Annotated in this window: 15 protein-coding genes; 6 read left to right on the forward strand and 9 right to left on the reverse strand. The window is 59.3% G+C overall.

Features of this window, described 5'->3' with window-relative positions; genetic code table 11:
- Positions 1-509: 509 nt before the first annotated feature.
- The 3 genes from PO860_RS00915 (at position 510) to PO860_RS00925 (ending at position 3685) form a co-directional block, all read left to right on the forward strand.
- Positions 510-1256 carry a hypothetical protein gene (locus PO860_RS00915; RefSeq protein WP_273883631.1) on the forward strand — a complete coding sequence of 249 codons (747 nt, stop codon included), beginning with the start codon at positions 510-512 and terminating at the stop codon, positions 1254-1256.
- A complete protein-coding gene (locus PO860_RS00920) occupies positions 1253-2755 on the forward strand; it encodes an ATP-binding protein (RefSeq protein ID WP_273883630.1) in 1503 nt (500 codons plus the stop codon). Before PO860_RS00915 ends, PO860_RS00920 begins: the two co-directional genes overlap by 4 nt.
- Before the next feature lie 384 nt (positions 2756-3139).
- Entirely contained in the window at positions 3140-3685 is a 546-nt protein-coding gene (locus tag PO860_RS00925) for a hypothetical protein (RefSeq protein ID WP_273883629.1), read from the forward strand.
- A 495-nt stretch (positions 3686-4180) separates the two neighbouring features.
- Here PO860_RS00925 and PO860_RS00930 read toward each other — a convergent pair whose 3' ends face one another.
- From PO860_RS00930 to PO860_RS00950, 5 genes are read right to left on the reverse strand one after another with little or no spacing between them, the layout of a single operon-like run.
- The gene (locus PO860_RS00930; protein WP_273883628.1) at positions 4181-4696 is read right to left on the reverse strand and encodes a DUF995 domain-containing protein; all 516 of its coding nucleotides are present in this window, start codon (positions 4694-4696) and stop codon (positions 4181-4183) included.
- An 18-nt stretch (positions 4697-4714) separates the two neighbouring features.
- Positions 4715-5653 carry a glycoside hydrolase family 26 protein gene (locus PO860_RS00935; RefSeq protein ID WP_275038342.1) on the reverse strand — a complete coding sequence of 313 codons (939 nt, stop codon included), beginning with the start codon at positions 5651-5653 and terminating at the stop codon, positions 4715-4717.
- A 19-nt stretch (positions 5654-5672) separates the two neighbouring features.
- Complete coding sequence (locus PO860_RS00940; protein WP_275038009.1) at positions 5673-7580, reverse strand: glycosyltransferase family 2 protein; 1908 nt, start codon at positions 7578-7580, stop codon at positions 5673-5675.
- Entirely contained in the window at positions 7577-8563 is a 987-nt protein-coding gene (gene galE / locus PO860_RS00945; protein ID WP_273879784.1) for a UDP-glucose 4-epimerase GalE, read from the reverse strand. The genes PO860_RS00940 and galE overlap by 4 nt, the downstream gene beginning before the upstream one ends.
- Positions 8563-9609, reverse strand: coding sequence for a UDP-glucuronic acid decarboxylase family protein (locus tag PO860_RS00950; protein WP_275038010.1), 1047 nt, complete (start codon positions 9607-9609; stop codon positions 8563-8565). The genes galE and PO860_RS00950 overlap by 1 nt, the downstream gene beginning before the upstream one ends.
- A 354-nt stretch (positions 9610-9963) precedes the next feature.
- Between PO860_RS00950 and PO860_RS00955 the strand changes: the two genes are divergently transcribed.
- Complete coding sequence (locus tag PO860_RS00955; RefSeq protein ID WP_275038343.1) at positions 9964-11112, forward strand: helix-turn-helix domain-containing protein; 1149 nt, start codon at positions 9964-9966, stop codon at positions 11110-11112.
- Positions 11113-11138: 26 nt separating this feature from the next.
- On the opposite strand, the gene PO860_RS00960 is transcribed toward PO860_RS00955, so the two are convergent.
- Positions 11139-11417 carry a hypothetical protein gene (locus tag PO860_RS00960; protein ID WP_183605589.1) on the reverse strand — a complete coding sequence of 93 codons (279 nt, stop codon included), beginning with the start codon at positions 11415-11417 and terminating at the stop codon, positions 11139-11141.
- A gap of 413 nt (positions 11418-11830) precedes the next feature.
- On the opposite strand from PO860_RS00960, the gene PO860_RS00965 reads away from it, so the two are divergent.
- Positions 11831-12211, forward strand: a complete 381-nt coding sequence (locus tag PO860_RS00965; RefSeq protein ID WP_275038011.1) for a VOC family protein — start codon at positions 11831-11833, stop codon at positions 12209-12211.
- Between the two features lie 261 nt (positions 12212-12472).
- On the opposite strand, the gene PO860_RS00970 is transcribed toward PO860_RS00965, so the two are convergent.
- Positions 12473-14482, reverse strand: a complete 2010-nt coding sequence (locus PO860_RS00970; RefSeq protein ID WP_275038012.1) for a methyl-accepting chemotaxis protein — start codon at positions 14480-14482, stop codon at positions 12473-12475.
- Positions 14483-14892: 410 nt separating this feature from the next.
- Between PO860_RS00970 and PO860_RS00975 the strand changes: the two genes are divergently transcribed.
- Positions 14893-15768 carry a transporter substrate-binding domain-containing protein gene (locus tag PO860_RS00975; RefSeq protein WP_273883622.1) on the forward strand — a complete coding sequence of 292 codons (876 nt, stop codon included), beginning with the start codon at positions 14893-14895 and terminating at the stop codon, positions 15766-15768.
- 18 nt (positions 15769-15786) lie between these two features.
- Here the strand turns inward: PO860_RS00975 and PO860_RS00980 are convergent, their stop codons facing one another.
- A complete protein-coding gene (locus PO860_RS00980; protein WP_003570543.1) occupies positions 15787-16200 on the reverse strand; it encodes a tellurite resistance TerB family protein in 414 nt (137 codons plus the stop codon).
- An 82-nt stretch (positions 16201-16282) separates the two neighbouring features.
- Positions 16283-17002, reverse strand: a complete 720-nt coding sequence (locus tag PO860_RS00985; RefSeq protein WP_275038013.1) for a thermonuclease family protein — start codon at positions 17000-17002, stop codon at positions 16283-16285.
- Positions 17003-17006: the final 4 nt, after the last annotated feature.

Below are 17006 nucleotides of genomic sequence, written 5' to 3' on the forward strand. Positions count from 1 at the left end.
GTTCGACTACGCTTACTTCGGTAAGCGGAAGATTATTAGGTTTGGAACCTACCCATTACTCAGTTTAGCAGAGGCTCAGACGCGGAGAGAGGGCCACAAGGACGCTGGCGGAGGGGCTGTATCGATTGTTGGCCGAGGCAATCTTCTTGATTTTGGGAGGCCGCTCGATCCTCAGCAGCGAGGTGAGTACGGCGGTAGAGAGACGTTTAAAGTTGCTGAATGTAGCCATGGTGCGTGCGAAGGAAGCTCCTTACGTGGTTGATAAACGAAGCCTCTGGAAAACGGAGGTGTATTTCAATCCCTTGACGGCTTTCTCAGCTGATTATTATACGCACACAGATTGTCTGCGCCTTAGGGTTGATTGATAAATGAAATCATCACATGGTGGCTGGCTGTTTTTCGTATCCACGCAGTTATCTTGATCAAGAACATGGAATTTTCGTCGAGAACCCGAGTCTATCAAGACCTCGCACGCGGAAAGTAGAGTGGCTCTCATTACAGGAGTGACAATGACGAGTTTCCCGCCGCTCTTATGCGGGTCACCAACCGCCGAGGGGCTGGGCAAGATAGCGCTAAGTCAATTAAATGCGTCTTTGGCAAATTTCTCCGATCGAACTATTCATTATCTTACAGCGGCTTCATCGGATGAAGTCACGATCTTCGGCCCATTTTGCGCACGCGTTATCCTTGAGAACGGATGCGCGGCGCTGGTCGGTCGGCTTGACCCCTTCAGAATCCTCTACCTGAGCGAGTTTCAATCAAGGCCGGAGTACCTCTCAGGCAGACGCGTCAAGTCAGCGTTTTCGTGGGCGGGTGACGTGATTCCAGAAGAAAAACCGTCTGCGGTTTTGTGGGACGCAGATCACGAGTTAGTAAAAATCAGTCGCTCGTTGTTTTCTGCACATCTCGAGCACGTGTACTGGCGCCCCGCAGTGGATGCAATGCTGGATTATATTGAGGGAAATGATGCGCCCCAACTGGACGATATGCGTTCGTTAGAAAGCGAGAAATACATATCAGAGATCAAAGGAAGATTCAGGCAGCTGTATTCACAGTTGTCCAAGGGAGTGCATTGGGAATTTTTTAGCAGCAGCCTGCAAATGGACGAAGTAACGGTCAAAACGTTAATTAGAGATACAATCGTTAATATCGCAGGGTTGGGCCTAATATCGCATTTTGTACCTACGGCGTACGCGTCCTTGAGTGCAGAGGCGGCGGTAGAATCTTACATTCAACTAAGAGAGATAGTGCCGTGATAACTCAATTAGAAGAAGAAATCGACGCCACGTTGATTTTGGCGGCCGAAGAATGCCCACCTGCAGACTTTGCTAATATCCATAAATTCTCATCGCATGATGACGTCATTATCCGCAAACTTGTTGCTCATGGCCCTGTCCTGATTCGTGGAGGCCGAGGAAGTGGAAAAAGTGCGCTCTTGCTCGAAGCTCATCGTCGTATGCGCGAGCTCGGCGCGGTCATTCCGGTCTATGTTAGCTTGCGCTATTTGCCGCTGCTGCAGTCCGACGGCGATGAATATGTCATGCATTTTTGCCAGTTGCTCTCTAAGAAAATACAAGAGGAACTCGCAGAACAGCAGCACCGGGTTTCGTTCCCGGTTGTCAATGAAGTTGCTTCGCTTCAGCAAGCTTTGAGCACATTGGCTCAATTCGCTCATAAGCGTGTTGTTTTGCTTTTCGATGACGCTGCGCATATCGGCCGCGAGAAGCCGCTTGAAGTATTTTTCGACCTTTTTCGTACTATATCCAGCAGTTTAGTTTCGTGCAAAGCGTCAATTTATCCTGGCGTTACGAAATTCGGAACGCGCTTCGACGTTTATAATGATTCTACGGTCTTGGAAATAAGTCGCTCAGACGTAGCAAAAGATAAGAGTTTTTTCTTAGAGGTGTTGAAAGCTCGATATCCCAATATTGCTTTGTCGGAGCGATTTTCAGAGAGACTTTCTCCTGAGCATTTTGCGAATCTCATCGGCCGAGCTGTTGTTGGAAACATGCGTGGCTTTATTCTTGCTTGCAATCGTTTTGATCAAACTGAACGAATAAGCATTCCAGACGTAAACACATGTCTTCTGGCGCTCGCGACCGACTACTATTGGCCACTGATGGACGAAGTTGCTCCGAAGCTCGGGGTATATGAGCCCCTCATTGAACCTGCCCGTGACCTAGTGGAAGCCATAGTAGATCATGCTGTAAAAGCCTCCAGAGGCAAGGCGGTCTCTCAGGATCGCGTTCTCATACACAGGCAGTTCCTCGCGCAGTTTGGTAAGATTTTTGAGGTTCTTGAATATCTTGGCTTTATCTCCCGGCGGGAGGCTTCTCGGGCGATGAAATCTGGGGGGCGAGGAGCGGTTTTCGCGATCAACCTGTGTAATCTGCTCGATAAGACGCCCAGCCAACGTCTCTCAATCGATGCCATGGAGCAGTGGATTGCAGGAACTCCAGAAATTTCTGAGATTCACGTTTCGAGCAACACATTTCAATCCCTTACTCTCCCCACGCTTGCAGACGAAAGCGGCGAACTTGCAATCTTAACTAAGCCAGTTGGAGTTTTGGCAAAATCAACAGCTTACCCTTACGGGTTAACAGAGGACAAGATTGGGCGATTGCGAGCGAACGGTTATTTAACCGTCGGACAAGTAGCGAAAGCCTCAGATTATCAATTGAAGCAGGTCTATCTCATCGGGCCCGTTACTGTGCGACGGATTCGTTATGTTGTGGCTCAGGCTATCTGGATGTAGCTACCCCGATGATCCGACAGTAACGTATGCATCCCGAGATATTGGAATTCGATAACTGGCAAACGTGAGTAGCTGTCCCGCTGCGATTGCCATAGCCCCGATGCTTGGTCTGGGAAGTCAATGAGCGCCCGATCAATGCGGATCCTTCCGTCTTCATAGGTCGCCGTTGCTAATTCAAGCGATTCCTTAGCTGGGGTTCTTTGGTCAACCGACCCTCCATTCTGCGCGACCATTCCCAGAGTCAGCATAACCTGCCCGCTGCATCAGGGGACGAATGAACATACTCATAAGCGGTAGCGATGCTTTATTGCTACCCTAATTGTGTAATTTTCATTTTAAAGTAGATTTGATAGTAAATAACTCTACCTTATGAGGGAGAGTCAAATGCGACGGATCGTAGTACTAACTGCAGCCACGGGATTGTTACTTTGCGCTTTTGAGGCGAAGGGCATTGCTCAAAACGCAACCGATGCTCCACCCTTCAGCACAAGAGAACTGACGGACATGCTAACCGATGCGGTTGGCCGCATACAACTGATGGAGGCGGAAGTCGAGGCGAACAGGGTGCCTGTCGGCTCCTATATTTTGATGGAAAGGAAATGTCCCGGAAGACAATTTCAAGACGTCACCGACCAATTCGACGGGCGGCTCCTGAAGGTGAGCAAGAACGTCGCTGGAAGCCCGATTACCAACGAAGGAGATGGGTCACACGAACATGTCGGCGGTCAGCACACGCACAACGTGGAAGGCATTACAACTCCTTTGGGAGGAGGCCAGCGCAAAGGCACGCTCGATCGCGACACTACGGTTCCGCACGAGGGCACGAGACCTAGAGTTACTGGAACTGCCCTTCCGAGCGAACACTCGCATCAGGGGGGAGCTCACGAGCATGCGGCAGTTGCATTTCGGATTTGCAAGGTGATTTATTAGGGAATGCGGATCGCGTTGCCGGAAGGAGCATGAATCCATGTCGGATTGGCTGGAATCGGCTTCAAACCGTGCAGCATCCACGAGGCGAGCGATCTACTCGATCCGCTGACGACGGAGAAGGCACGTCGGTGGGTATTCCGGCCGCTAAAAGAATATCGTTTGAGCCGAAGCAGATAACCCGCTCCACTTCCTCCAAGCGATACCAAACCTAATCCCCGAAAAACCGGATCGGCTTATACCGGCGGTGCGCGATGATCAGGCTCCTGCCGGGCTGGATGATGGAGGTTTCCTCGACCTGCTGGCCGTTTTGGTCGATAGAATCATGCGGAAAGGCGGAACCAACAGGCGATTTGGTGAGTCGGGTGCGCGGTTGACCGGCATTCGCCGCCTTTTGAAGGCGCTTCGCGATCTTTTATGAAAAGGGTTGCGCGCAGGCATCGGCTCCTACAAGGAAACAGATGGCGCCTCGGCCGCGCGCAACCCCTAGCTTCGCCTTTATTTGGTCCTACTGACGCTCGTCTCAATCCTCCCCAATTGAGAACTTACGTAGTCGCCGTGGCGAAGCTTTGCGAATTCGTCGGTGGCTTGTGCCAGTGCGCTCTTGAAAACGTACCATTCACCGTCCGGTTCGCGTTTCTGATAGATCAGGCCGCCCTTCTTGCGGTGGCTGAAGCAGGTGATTGCCGTCGCCGTTCCGGTCTTGGCGTGCCAGTCGGCGTTGAAGCAGAGTTTACCCGACTCCGTGATGAACCAGCGGCCCATGCCGAAGGATGGCGAGCCATTTTCCCGCGACCAGGCGGTAAAGCGACGCGCCTTTGTGGAGAAGTAGCCGGCGCCGGCTTTCCACATCCAGGAATTCTGGTTGTAGAGCCGATAGATTTCCGCGCTGCTCATCGGCTTTGCGGTCTCGATCCCCGCAGGCTCATTGGTTCCGGCAGCGGACGCGGCCGTGGCCGTGGCGATGCCGCTGGTCAGGGCCGCCGCCAGGAGCATTTTTTGAAGCATCGACATGGTCAGGTTCCTTCTTGTTCAATTGATGCCTTCGCGGACGACCCGCCAGTCGGGGCGGCCATAGCCGTCCGGCCACGGATAGACTTCACGGTCGTTGAAGTAGATGACGGCGCTGAGCGCCGGGAACTGGGGATAGCGTTTCGTTACGCTCTCAGCCCAGTTTCGCACGAAGGAATCGTCGCCTTCGTAGCCGAGTTCGGCAACCATGATGGGCTTGCCGTAACCGGCGACACGGGCGTATCCGGGCGCAAGGTGCTCGGCAAACGTCTGGTCACGGCCAGTCTTGTCCCTGTCGTATTGCTCCAGGCCAAAGACCGAGAGCCCGATGAGATCGACGACATCGTTGCCGGGATAAAAGGCTTGAAGCCCCTCATTGCCCTTCGGTGACCACATGTATTTGGCCGTCTTCAGGTGGACCTTGCAGACCTCCACCATCCGGCGATAGGCCTTGGCATAATCGGCGCCCTGCCAATGCGACCAGGAGAACTGGCTGTCGGTTTCGTCCATTTCCTGTCCCCAGCGAATGATGACCGGACTTTTCAGCTTGGCAGCAGTCGAGCAGATGGCGGCCATGTTCGCATCGCGCGAACCGTCCAGGATGCTGTGCAGCAGTTCCTGCGAGGTTTGGCGCCAATCGGCTGACCAGGTCCACGGCTCGACCGAGATCAGCAGGGTGCGGCCACGCGCTTGCGCATAATTGTCGGCGAGGGTGAGCGTGCCCAGATCGACATCTTCCCAGGGCAGGAAGAGGTGTTCGATCTTCGAATCGGGCGAGGCGCCTAAATCTCCGTGCGGATCATAGGCGCCGAACGTGATCGACTCCTTCGTGACGACCGGCATTTTGGTCGGCGGCGCAATGGACGATGTCGTCATTGCAAGCGGCTGCCCTTCGGCAAAGCTGCCCAGAGCGGTCGGCAGGACCGCGACTCCCGACAGCAACAGGCCGGTTAACGACAACAGGGCTATTTTGGATGGGCTATGCATTGTGTACTTCCTCTACGCTCGGCCGCACATCCGGGTGAGCGGCATCCGTTCTCAGTTGGATCTCCTCCGGAGCGGAAATCCATCGTGGTTTGAAGAAGATTGTGCGCAGGGCAGTCCCGCCCCGGCCTGCACCGGAGACGGCATAGCGCTCTTCGAACAGCTGAAGGCGGCCGCTGCCCCAGGCGAGTGCCTCGGTCGCATCCTGTCCGCGCATGACGGTTGCAACCCCCGGCAGCGCGACGAGCGCAAGAAGCACGGTCGCCATCGCCGGACGGTAGAAACGCGGCGCCGCCGCAATCATATTTTCCTTCGAATGGCGCCCGACGATGACCAACAGCAGCGCGCAGTAGATTGCCGCGTTCAAGATTGTAAAGAAGTAACCCCCCTTGGAGGCGCCGGCATCGCCGATTGCCAGGGCGGGCAATACCGCCATGAGCGCCAGCAAAGCGTAGGGCGCCAGGACACGCACCGGCAGCAGATCGACTTCGGACCGCCCTTTCGGCGTGACGCGGAAATCGACGAAGGAGCCTGTCGCAAAATCGTGCACCGCAGCCAGCGTGCCGGCGAGCGCCCAGGGCCAGCGCGCGAAGAGAAAGAGCATGCATTCCCAGCTCAGGATCTTGGCGTCGTAGGGGCGGAACGAGCTGCTGGCGCGCCAGCGATAAGCCATCACCACGAGAGCGATAGAAAGCGGTGCGAAATGCGCCAGGAAATCTGGATAGGTCACCGTCACGAAGTTCTGGCCGCGCATGAGCGCGATGATCGGCAACGCAAACATGAGCAACATAAAGAACGCAAAAAGCGGATACCAGAGTTGCGAAAACAGGAACTGGAACTTGAGCCGGGGCGGCAGCCGGCCGACGAGGCTCGGCGAGTACCGCAACAGCACCATGACCAGGCTGCGCGACCACTGGAATTCCTGCGTCACGAGATCGCTGAAGGTTCTAGGGCCGTCACCATGGGCGATGGCATCCAGCGCATGCACACCCCGCCAGCCGTCGGCATTCATCATCAATGTCGTCGAATGGTCTTCAGCCAACTCCGGGCCGAGGCCGCCGATCTGTTTGAGGGCGACGGTGCGTACCGCGTAATGCGACCCTATGCACAGCGGCGCCAGGCCGCCATTGTAACCGGCTTGGAGCGAGCCATGCATGCTGGCCTCGACATAGAGCCTTCCACGTGCCGACCAGCTTTCGGAAGCGTTCTTGTCGCAAATGCTGGGGGCCGAGACATAGCCGACCTTTGGATCGGCGAACGGACGCAGCATGTGGAAGAGATAGTCGGGCGCGGGAACATGATCCGCATCGAGTTGCGCCACGAAATCGTAGCTGTTGTAGCCGTGGTGGTCGTAGAAGAAGGCGAGGTTGCCTTCCTTGCACCGCGTGCGTCGGGGCCACGACGTCCGATGATAATCGGATCGCCCCTTGCGGGTCGAGACGAGGACCCCGTGCCCGGAGCACCAGTCGAGAGTCTCGGGGGAAGGGTCTTCGTCGGCAAGCCAGGTGTCGTGTTCCACCTCCTGGGCAAGCATTGCCAGCAGGGTTTCACTGACGACCGAGAAGGGTTCCGCCGGCGCCTTGGTCACGACCATGGCCACTCGACTGCCCGCCGGCAGGCGCAAGGGACCGTTCGGTCTTGCCGCCCGATAGAAGACGACGATGAAATAGGCCGGCAGAGCGGTAACCCAGGCAAGAACGAGGCTCACCGTAATTGTGCCGAAAGCATCGACGTGATGGCGCGGCTCCAGCCACCAGATCCAGAAATAGGCGAGGGCGCAGGCCCATACGGCCGCCAAGAACAGATATTCGGCCCGCCGATGTCCGGTCAGAACCGGGACAAGAAGCGGCTCGTGGGAGGGTTCCGGAGTATGCGTCGTCTGGGTAATTGCAAGTTCGGTCACGCGCGCGCCTCCAGTCCGAAGAACGGAGCCGCCGTCCGCACGATGGTTTCGAGGTCGGAATATCGAGGCTGGAAGCAGAGCGTCTGGCGGGCCAGGCTGGCGTCGGCGTGGAGGCTGGGCGGATCGCCCGGCCGGCGTGGATGGATGACGACCGGGACTTCGCACCCGGTCGTTTCCTGGATCACGCGCAGGACTTCCCTGATGGAAAAACCCCGCCCGGTGCCGAGGTTGACAGCGAGGTTTGCTCCGCCCTTGGCGAGATGGGTGAAGGCCTGAACATGGGCGCGCGCGAGATCTGCGACGTGAATATAGTCCCTTATGCAGGTCCCGTCAGGGGTATCGTAATCATCGCCGAATATTTCCAGGTGCGGAATCCGGCCGGCCGCGGCCAGCAGCGCCCGCGGAATGAGATGGGTTTCCGGAACGTGCCATTCGCCAAGCTCGCCGTCCGGATCGGCTCCACAGGCATTGAAGTAACGCAGGGCAACATACCGCAGGCCGTAGGCCGCCGCATAATCGGCGAGCATATCCTCGCCGATCTGCTTGGTCTTGCCGTAGGGATTGATCGGAGCCTTCGGCAAGGTCTCATCGATCGGCAGCACGGAGGGGACGCCGTAGACGGCACAACTCGATGAGAAGATGACGTTCTGAAGCCCCGTCTGCCGGCAGGCATCGATAAGCGACAATGCACCGCAGACATTGTTGTTGTAATATTTCGCTGGGTTTTGCACGGACTCGCCCACATAGGCCGAGGCGGCAAAGTGGATGACGGCGTCGGGAGCATATTTCTCGATGACTTCGATCAGGCATGGCGAGTCGAGGACGTCACCTTCGACGAAAGGGCCCCAGCGCACGGAAGAACGGTTTCCGGTCGTGAGATTGTCGTAGACGACAGGCTCAATCCCCTCCGAGCGGAGGAGCTTGGCGGTGTGGCTGCCGATATAGCCGGCACCGCCCGTGACAAGGACCCGGGGCGCATCCATCAGACCGCCTCCAGTTCGCGTCCCGGACGGGTGAGAAGGCCATCGAAATAGTCGATCGTCTGACGCAGGCCGCTCGACAAGTCGATCTTCGGCCGCCAGTCGAGTTCCCGCATGGCAAGCGAAATATCGGGGCAACGCTGCCGGGGATCGTCAACCGGCAGAGCGCGACGGATGATTTGCGACCGGGAGCCGGTCAATCCGATTACCTGCTCGGCCAGCTCCCGGATCGTGAATTCGCCCGGATTGCCGAGATTGACAGGCCCCGTCAGCGATGACGGTGAGGCCATCATGCGGACCATGCCGCCGATGAGATCATCGACGAAACAGAACGAGCGGGTCTGGGAACCGTCGCCATATATCGTGATGTCTTGCCCCGTCAGGGCCTGTACGATGAAATTCGAGACGACGCGGCCGTCGTCCGGACGCATCCGCGGGCCGTAGGTGTTGAAGATGCGGATGATCTTGATCTCGACGCCGTGCGTGTTGTGGAAGTCGAAGAACAGCGTCTCGGCGCACCGCTTGCCCTCGTCATAGCAGGAGCGCGGCCCGAACGAATTGACGTTTCCCCAGTAGCTTTCGACTTGCGGGTGGACGTTCGGGTCGCCATAGACTTCGGAGGTGGATGCCTGAAGGATGCGTGCGCCGGTGCGCGCGGCCAGCTCCAGAAGGTTGAGGGAGCCCAGCACGCAGGTCTTTGTTGTATGGACCGGATCGGCCTGATAATGCGGGGGCGATGCCGGGCAGGCGAGGTTATAGATCTCGTCGACGTCCAGATCGAGTGGGTGGACGATATCGTGGGCGACGACATTGAAGCGATCGACTCGCTTCAGATGGGCGATATTGGGCCGCATGCCGGTGGAAAAGTTGTCGAGGCAGATCACCTGGTGTCCGGCGGCCAAAAGCGTCTCGCACAGATGTGATCCGAGGAAACCTGCACCGCCGGCGACAAGAACTCTCTTGGGAGGACGGGATATTCCGGATGGATCATTTGCATCACGAGCCGAAGTTTGCGCAGAGCGAGCACGAATCTTACCAAGATAGTTCACGACTACCTCCCGTGTTTTCAGATTTTGCTATGGGATCTTCGATAGTTACTTCGCTACGCCGCGAAACTAAGTCGTTCGATCATGCGAATATTTTATTCGTCCGGTTTTTCTTTTGGAAAGCACCGATGTTTATTTAGATACAGCTAAGGGAGGCAATTGTCGTTATCCTCACGTCCTGGAAATTATCGCTCCGTACATTTCAGAGCGAAGAGGAATATGATAAACAACTTATGGAGGTGACTGTTCGAGCACCTCCGCTTTTGCAGACGGAGTTCTGCGGAGATTTCAGCCGCAAAAACAATTGCTTTTCTCAATTTCCATGGCTCGGGTCGGGTTATGCGCTGGAGGAATTGGATGGCTACAGGGTCTGAATCCGACGATGATCCTGCCGCGGAACAGGAACGGCCGGCGCATATGGAACGGCGGCGCTGGCCGCGTGAACCGGCCATGCGCAAGGAACGCCCACCCCATGGCTCCCCTGCACTCGTGCCGCTGCGATTCTCGACGCAGGACCTGCCACCGGCAGAACAATTCCAGGCCTGGGGGGCACATATGGCGCCGCTCGTGGATGTTCATCTGCCGGAGGGAAAATCACCGGAAGACGGGTTCCTCGCGGAGCAGATCGGCTGGCATCTCGGCGATATCCTCATCGTCCAGCAGCGCGCGCATGCCCACAGATATATCCGTGATCAGGCCATGCTTGGATCGAGCCCCATCGACCATTGGAACGTCGGCCTGCAGCGCAGCGGCCAAGCCTGGACTGAGGTCAACCGTCGTGTCACCGAGACCAGTGCCGGCGAGATATTTTTCATGTCTCTCGGCAGCCCCTATCGCGGACGGATGACCGATGCCGAAGCTTTGCTCGTGTTCCTGCCCTATGAGCTGCTGGCTCGCGATGCGAGCCTTCTCCAGAACGCCGGCAGCACGGTTCTTTTGGGCAGCCACGCCGAGTTGCTCACGGGCTATCTCACGGGCCTCGAAACGAACCTCGGCAATCTGACGATAGAGGAAGTGCCCCGGATCATCCAAACCATCGGCGATATGGTCGTTGCGGGCGCCGCATCGTCCACAAGGACTGATACCGGTCAAAGCCAGACCAACATGGGACTGATGGAGCGGGCGCACCGCTACATTCACGTCAATCTCCATTCGGAAAACTTGACACCGGACATGATGTGCCGCGCGTTGGGGATTTCGCGTACGCGGCTTTACCAGCTGTTTGAAGCGAACGGAGGCGTGCTCAATTATATTCGCAAGCGGCGATTGCTGCAGGCCTATGCGGATCTCAGCAATTCGGCCGACCACAGGCCGATTTCAGAAATCGCAGAAGCCGCCGGTTTCGAGGTCGCCGCCAATTTTACGCGCGCCTTCATCCACGAATTCAGGCTGAGCCCGCGTGAAATCCGAAGGACGGTGGCAACCCAACAGCGGCCGGCTCCGGCCATCCGCTCCACGCGGCGTTACGGAAAAACGATCGGTGATTGGCTGGCCCTGACGGGTTGATCCAACAAGTTTCACGCCGACCAAGCCTAATCCCCGAAAAAGCGGATCGGCTTGTACCGCCGATGCGCGATGATCAGGCTCCGATCGGGCTGGATGATGTAGGTTTCCTCGACCTGCCGGCCGTATTGGTCGATGAAATCATGCGGGAAGGCGGAGCCTGGGGGTGATTTGGTGAGTTTGCTGCGCGGCTGGCCGCTATAGGTGATGCTGCCGGGGATGGGTTCGAGGCCAGGTCCGCTGTAGCTGACGGTGTTGCATCCCGCGAGAGCGAGCGTGCCGATCAGGCCGATGACTGCAGGTTTCATATTTACCCCCTCCCAATGCCATGAATAATATCACTCTGCGCCTTGCCGGATAGAGTTCACGACACAAACGCCCATGCCGCTCTCCAACCCTTCGAGAAGCGTCGCCGGGGACACCGTGATCGCGCGGTCGGCAGCCACTTATAGATATTAGGCTGAAAATCCCGTTTCACCAGCCGCACCGTCATCCATTGCCGAAATCGATGCCGTCTGCTAGATCGGCAGGGTCGAAAAAGGCAGGATCGGTTGAGGTAAGCCCGATTCCTTCCGCTGGAGCGTCAAGAGCGCTCTCGCGAAGCTCTGCTCCGTGCCATGGCACGAGAACCCGCGACGTGATCCGCATCAAGATGCGGGATCCCGGCGGCGTGCGGAGACGGCAAAAGGCAGTCCCGGGATTTTTTCGAATGGAGACTGTCATGCGCCTGAATCATCTCGATTTTCACGTACCCGATATTGCTGCGACGGCGGATTTCTTCATCCGCCATTTCGGCTTGACGCTGAAGGATATGCGCGGCCAGAACGGACTGGCCATCCTGGAAGACGATGCCGGCCTCGAAATCGTCTTCAGCCACCCAATCGCAAAATTCGGCACCGCCGATCAGGTGGAGATGGGCCGCCAGACCTATCATATCGGCTTCATCCTGCCTGAAAGGGCGGACGTCGATGCCGTTCATGCCGGGCTTGTTGCTGCCGGTGCTGCGCTGTCCGGCCCGCCGGTCGCCATGCGCGGTGGCTGGCTGTTTTATTGCACGGCGCCTGGAAACATTCTGGTCGAGATTGGTTGGCGGCCGGGTTAGGCGAAGCCTCAAAGGGAAAGGGCGGCGTCCGCCGTCCGCCCCTCATCGGGCTGCCGCCACCGACCCGGGTCGAGCCACGGGTCTCGACCCGTCCTTCGGACCCCCGTAAACGGGGCGAAGGGACCATGCCGCGACCTCTCCGTTCCTCGTTCATCTCTCGCAGGGCACGTCCCCTCGCCCCGCGAGCGGGGAGAGGGTTAGGGTGAGGGGCAATCGGTGGTCCGAACCAGGCAGCCGTGCCTTGCGCCGAAGATCTGCTGCTCAGAATTCCGTCCAGTCCGGATCCTGGCTCGACGGAGTGCTGGGGCCGGCGCCAAAGGCGTTGGCGATTTTTTGGCCGAGGGCGCGGGCCGGTGAGGCGGCGGGGCGGGCTGTCCCTTCCTTGGCAACGCGGATCGGGGCGGCCCCGACTGCCGGGCGGGGAGCCACGCGCGGTGCTGCTGCCGGCGGCCGGGCCGACGCGATCGGCGCGCTGGCGGTAAAACCGCCCGTGCCGGTCAGCCGGAACTGGCCGAGCAGGTTGTTGAGCGCTGCCGCTTCGGTGGCGAGGCCGTGGCTGGCCGCCGTCGATTGCTCGACCATCGCCGCATTCTGCTGCGTGCCCTGGTCCATGGTGTTGACGGCGGTGTTGATCTCCTGCAGCCCGATCGATTGCTCGCGCGCGGCTTCGGCGATCGCGTGGACGTGCTGGTTGATCTCCTGCACCTCGGTGACGATCACATCGAGCGCCTTGCCGGTCTCGCCGACCAGCGAGACGCCGGTCTGCACATGCGTCCCGGAATTGGTGATCAACGACTTGATTTCCTTGGCGGCATTGGCCGAGCGCTGGGCGAGTTCGCGCACTTCCTGGGCGACGACCGCAAAGCCCTTGCCGGCTTCACCGGCGCGGGCGGCTTCGACGCCAGCGTTCAGAGCCAGCAGGTTGGTCTGGAAGGCGATGTCGTCGATGACGCCGATGATATTGCCGATCGCGACCGAGGACTGCTCGATCTGCTGCATCGCCGCGACGGCCTTGCGGACGATCTCGCCCGATTTCTCGGCGCCGAGGCGGGTGCGGGCGACGAGCTGGCTCGCCTCCTCGGCACGCTTGGCGGCGTCGCGCACCGTCGTGGTGATCTCTTCGAGTGCTGCCGCCGTTTCTTCGACGGAGGCCGATTGCTGTTCCGTCCGCCTGGAAAGCTCGTCTGCAGAAGAGCGGATCTCATTGGCGCCGGCGCCGATCGCCCGGGCATTGGCGCCGACCGTATTCATGGTTTCGTCGAGCTTTTCGACCGAGTTGTTGAAATCCTGGCGCAGCGCATCGAGATGGGCGACGAAGGGCTCGTCGATATGCGAGGCGAGATCGCCGGCGGCGAGGCGGCGCAGGCCATCGCCGAGGGCTGCGACGGCGCGGTCGAGTTCGGCGGCTTCGCGGGTCTTCTGCGCCTCGCGTTCGCGGCGCTCGCTGTCGCTGACATTGCGGTCGGCCTCTGCGCGCGCCTCGATTTTTGCACGCTCGATTGCGTTGTCGCGGAAGATCGAGACCGCCTTTGCCATCTGACCGACTTCGTCGCCGCGATCGAGGCCACTGATCTCGCTGGTGGTGTCACCCTCGGCAAGCCGGGTCATGCGCTGGCGCAGTTGCGTCATCGGGCCGGCGATGCCCATCTGGGCGACGACCACGCTGAAGCCGACGGCGAGGAGAACGGCGATGCCGATCAGCACGAAACAGAAGACGATCCGCCCGTTGACCGACGCCGAGAGCGCGTCGCCGCCGTCGTTGAGCATTGCCATCATCGCGTCGTTGTTGGCGGTCATTTTCGGCGTCAGCGCACCGAGCTTGGCAGTGATCAGCGCGACATTCGAAAGCGCGCCGGCGCTGTCCTTGACCTTGCTCTGCTCGATGATCTTGTTCGCCAGGCTTTCGATCTCATTGATGCCGGCCTGGATCTCATCGATCGCTGCCTTGCGGCCGGGCACCAGCGCCAGCGCCTGCTTCATCTGGTCACGCGCCTGTGGCAGCTTGCTCGGCTTGGCAAGCGCCGTCTGGTACGCCGGCGTATCCGGCTTCATGTCGGCAAGCAGGGTGACCTGCAGCACCGAGGCCACCGCCGATGCGCTGGCGCGCGCGCTCAGCATCGAGGCCTGGGCCTCATGATCGATGAAGGCGCTGTAGGCGGCGTCCGCCCGGCGGAACTCGGCGATGACATAAATCAGGCCGGCCATCGTGACCAGCCCGAGCAGCGCCACGACCGAGATGATTTTCGTACGGATTTTCAGATGCTTCAACATGGAAATGTCACCCGATTGACGGGGCGTGTCGCGCGCCCGGTGCTTTTGAAATCAATTGCTGCAGAAAAGGTGCTGCTTCAATATCGCGGTTCAAGGATATGTTTGGACTGACGGGTGCATCATGCGATCGGCTGGCGGGGTCCGATGTCGTCGCCACAAATAAAAGGCGATATTCTTTAATTCTGCGCTAACACGGGGGGCGGCGGATGCCGGCAATTTTTAGGGGGCTGAGAGGTTCGTGCCCAAGACAAAGCCTTGGAGCGCCAGGGGCCTCGAAGGGCGAGGCGGGTGTGCCGACGCGACTGTCGTCCGCTCCCGTCACTCCCACCCATATTCCCCGTCCCGTATGACTCTGATACATCTTGCCGACGCCGCAACGCTTGCCCCTGAACCCCGAGACCAAGACCACGATGACACAATCCAAGCTGGCATCCCTGACTCTGAAGGGCTTTCTCGCGTTCGGCCTGTTTTTGTCAGCACTTTTGTCGAGTCTTGCCGCATCCGCGCAGCAGGCGGCGCCTTCGCTGCCGCTGCTCTTCGATGCCCGCGAGCGTCTTGCCAGGCCCGATCTCTCTTCGTTGGTGCGGCTGCGCTTCCTGACCTCGGTCGATTTTCCGCCGTTCAATTTCACCGATCAGAACGGCAAGCTGTCCGGTTTCAATGTCGACCTCGCCCGCGAAATCTGCAGCGAGCTGGAGATCTCGGACAAGTGCCAGATCCAGGCGATTCCCTTTGCCGATTTGAAGGATGCGCTCGCCGCCTCGCAGGGCGATGCGGTTATCGCCGGTCTTGCCGTGACCCCGGAGCTGCGCCGGCAATTCCTTTTCTCCCGGCCCTACCTGATGCTGCCGGCACGCTTCGTCCGCAATCTCGCCCTGCCGCTCGACGGAAAGACCGCTGCTGCGCTTTCCAGCCATCCGGTCGGTGTCGTCAGGGGGACGGTGCATGAGGCGATGCTTTCAGCCTTCTTTCCGGCGATCAAAGCGCAAGCCTTCGACACCAAGGACGCCCTGCTGGCGGCGCTCAAGGACCGCAAGGTCGATGCCGCCTTTGCCGATGCGCTGCAACTTTCTTTCTGGGTTTCCTCGCCGGCCTCGGCCAAATGCTGCGCGCTGTTCGACGGCCCCTATCTCTCCGAACAATTCCTCGGCGAGGGCATGACGATCATGCTGCGGCAGAAGGACAGCGTGCTGACGGCGGCCATCGACCACGCGCTCGCTACGCTGTCGCGCAACGGTCGTCTTCAGGAAATCTATCTCAGGTATTTTCCCTACGGGCTCTATTGAAGCCGCGGTCCAATTTGTTCAGCCCTTGCGGAAACGAGCAATCGCGCTGCGTTCGATCGCCGCGCAGGTGAGCTTGTCCAAGCCGAGCCGGTCGCGCAGCAGGCTGAGCAGCCGGAGTTCCTCCGCCTTGACCGAAAGATCGGCGGAAGCGACTTCGACGGCCAGCGCATAGGCGGTGTCGTAGAGTTTTGCCGGCAGGGTGTCGCGCACGGTTTCGAGAACGACGTCGAGGCCTTCCGGTCCGGCAAGCAGTGAGGCGCAGTCGCGCGCCACCGAAATCAGCTTGTCGTCATCGAAATCCCGGAAGACGGGCAGGAAGCCGATCAGCTGGCCGATCCTTTCCATCTCCCGGTCGTTCATCGTGCTGTCGACGGCGGAGGCCATCACCATCACGTAGATCAGCGCGTCATGGGCGGAAAGCGGCTTGTTCATCTCTGATTCCCTTTTCAATCAGCCCAGAGTAGGAATTGGCAGCCGGCATTACAAGGGATCGGCTCCCTGTCAAGGCCGCTGGTTATCTTCGGCGCGGGTCGTCGCCGTAAATGCCTTTTCCCGCCTGCCTGGCCGTCTCGGCGGCTGATGCAAGCGGCGAACCCGCCGCCGCTTCCGCCCAGCCGTTTTCGATAAGCCATGCGCCGAGATCCTGCGGGCCGAGCCGGCAGGTTGCCGACACGGTTCCCTTCCATTGCGCGGTATCGAGATCGCAGCTGACGCTCCGGTTGCGCAGCAGCTGGCGCAGCGCCGTCTTCGCCATCATGCCGCAGGGCCATTGCCGGCCCGCCGGCCCGCATATTTTATCGGCGGCTGTCGGAATGACGCCGGCAAGCTGAAGCCGGCGCTCGCCGAACGAAAGACTGCCGGCATTTTCGACCGCCGGCCGCGCCAGCTCCACCGGCTTTTTCGCGGCCGGACCTGCCGCTTGCTGGGTGGCGGTTTGGGCTTGCTGAGTGACATCGGTGGGTTTGGCTGCCTCGCGGTCGCCCGGTCCTGCGCCTGCTCCCGGCGCTGGAGGTGGCGCCGGTTCCGCCAAGCCGGCGATCCTTTCGGCTTGTTCGTCCGATATCGCGGGTTCGCCGGGCTCGGGAGCCGCAACCGCCGCGGCGCTTGCCGTCTCCTCCGTAGATACCGTTTCGTCGCCGGCGGTGCCGCCGCGAAGCCTTGCTTCGCCGGCCATCAGCAGGCCGGCCACCACCGCCATCCCGATGAGACCTGTAAAGACGGCGGCAGGGCGCATGGAA

This window comes from Rhizobium binxianense, from assembly GCF_028994275.1.
Classification (GTDB): Bacteria; Pseudomonadota; Alphaproteobacteria; order Rhizobiales; family Rhizobiaceae; genus Rhizobium; species Rhizobium binxianense.

Excerpts from the sequence above, each read along its gene's own strand:
- PO860_RS00955 (WP_275038343.1), top strand. The coding sequence starts at position 9,964 with ATGGCTACAGGGTCTGAATCCGACGATGATCCTGCCGCGGAACAGGAA.
- galE (WP_273879784.1), bottom strand. The coding sequence starts at position 8,563 with ATGGATGCGCCCCGGGTCCTTGTCACGGGCGGTGCCGGCTATATCGGC.
- PO860_RS00915 (WP_273883631.1), top strand. The coding sequence starts at position 510 with ATGACGAGTTTCCCGCCGCTCTTATGCGGGTCACCAACCGCCGAGGGG.
- PO860_RS00975 (WP_273883622.1), top strand. The coding sequence starts at position 14,893 with ATGACACAATCCAAGCTGGCATCCCTGACTCTGAAGGGCTTTCTCGCG.
- PO860_RS00960 (WP_183605589.1), bottom strand. The coding sequence starts at position 11,417 with ATGAAACCTGCAGTCATCGGCCTGATCGGCACGCTCGCTCTCGCGGGA.
- PO860_RS00930 (WP_273883628.1), bottom strand. The coding sequence starts at position 4,696 with ATGTCGATGCTTCAAAAAATGCTCCTGGCGGCGGCCCTGACCAGCGGC.
- PO860_RS00925 (WP_273883629.1), top strand. The coding sequence starts at position 3,140 with ATGCGACGGATCGTAGTACTAACTGCAGCCACGGGATTGTTACTTTGC.
- PO860_RS00985 (WP_275038013.1), bottom strand. The coding sequence starts at position 17,002 with ATGCGCCCTGCCGCCGTCTTTACAGGTCTCATCGGGATGGCGGTGGTG.
- PO860_RS00965 (WP_275038011.1), top strand. The coding sequence starts at position 11,831 with ATGCGCCTGAATCATCTCGATTTTCACGTACCCGATATTGCTGCGACG.
- PO860_RS00970 (WP_275038012.1), bottom strand. The coding sequence starts at position 14,482 with ATGTTGAAGCATCTGAAAATCCGTACGAAAATCATCTCGGTCGTGGCG.
- PO860_RS00980 (WP_003570543.1), bottom strand. The coding sequence starts at position 16,200 with ATGAACAAGCCGCTTTCCGCCCATGACGCGCTGATCTACGTGATGGTG.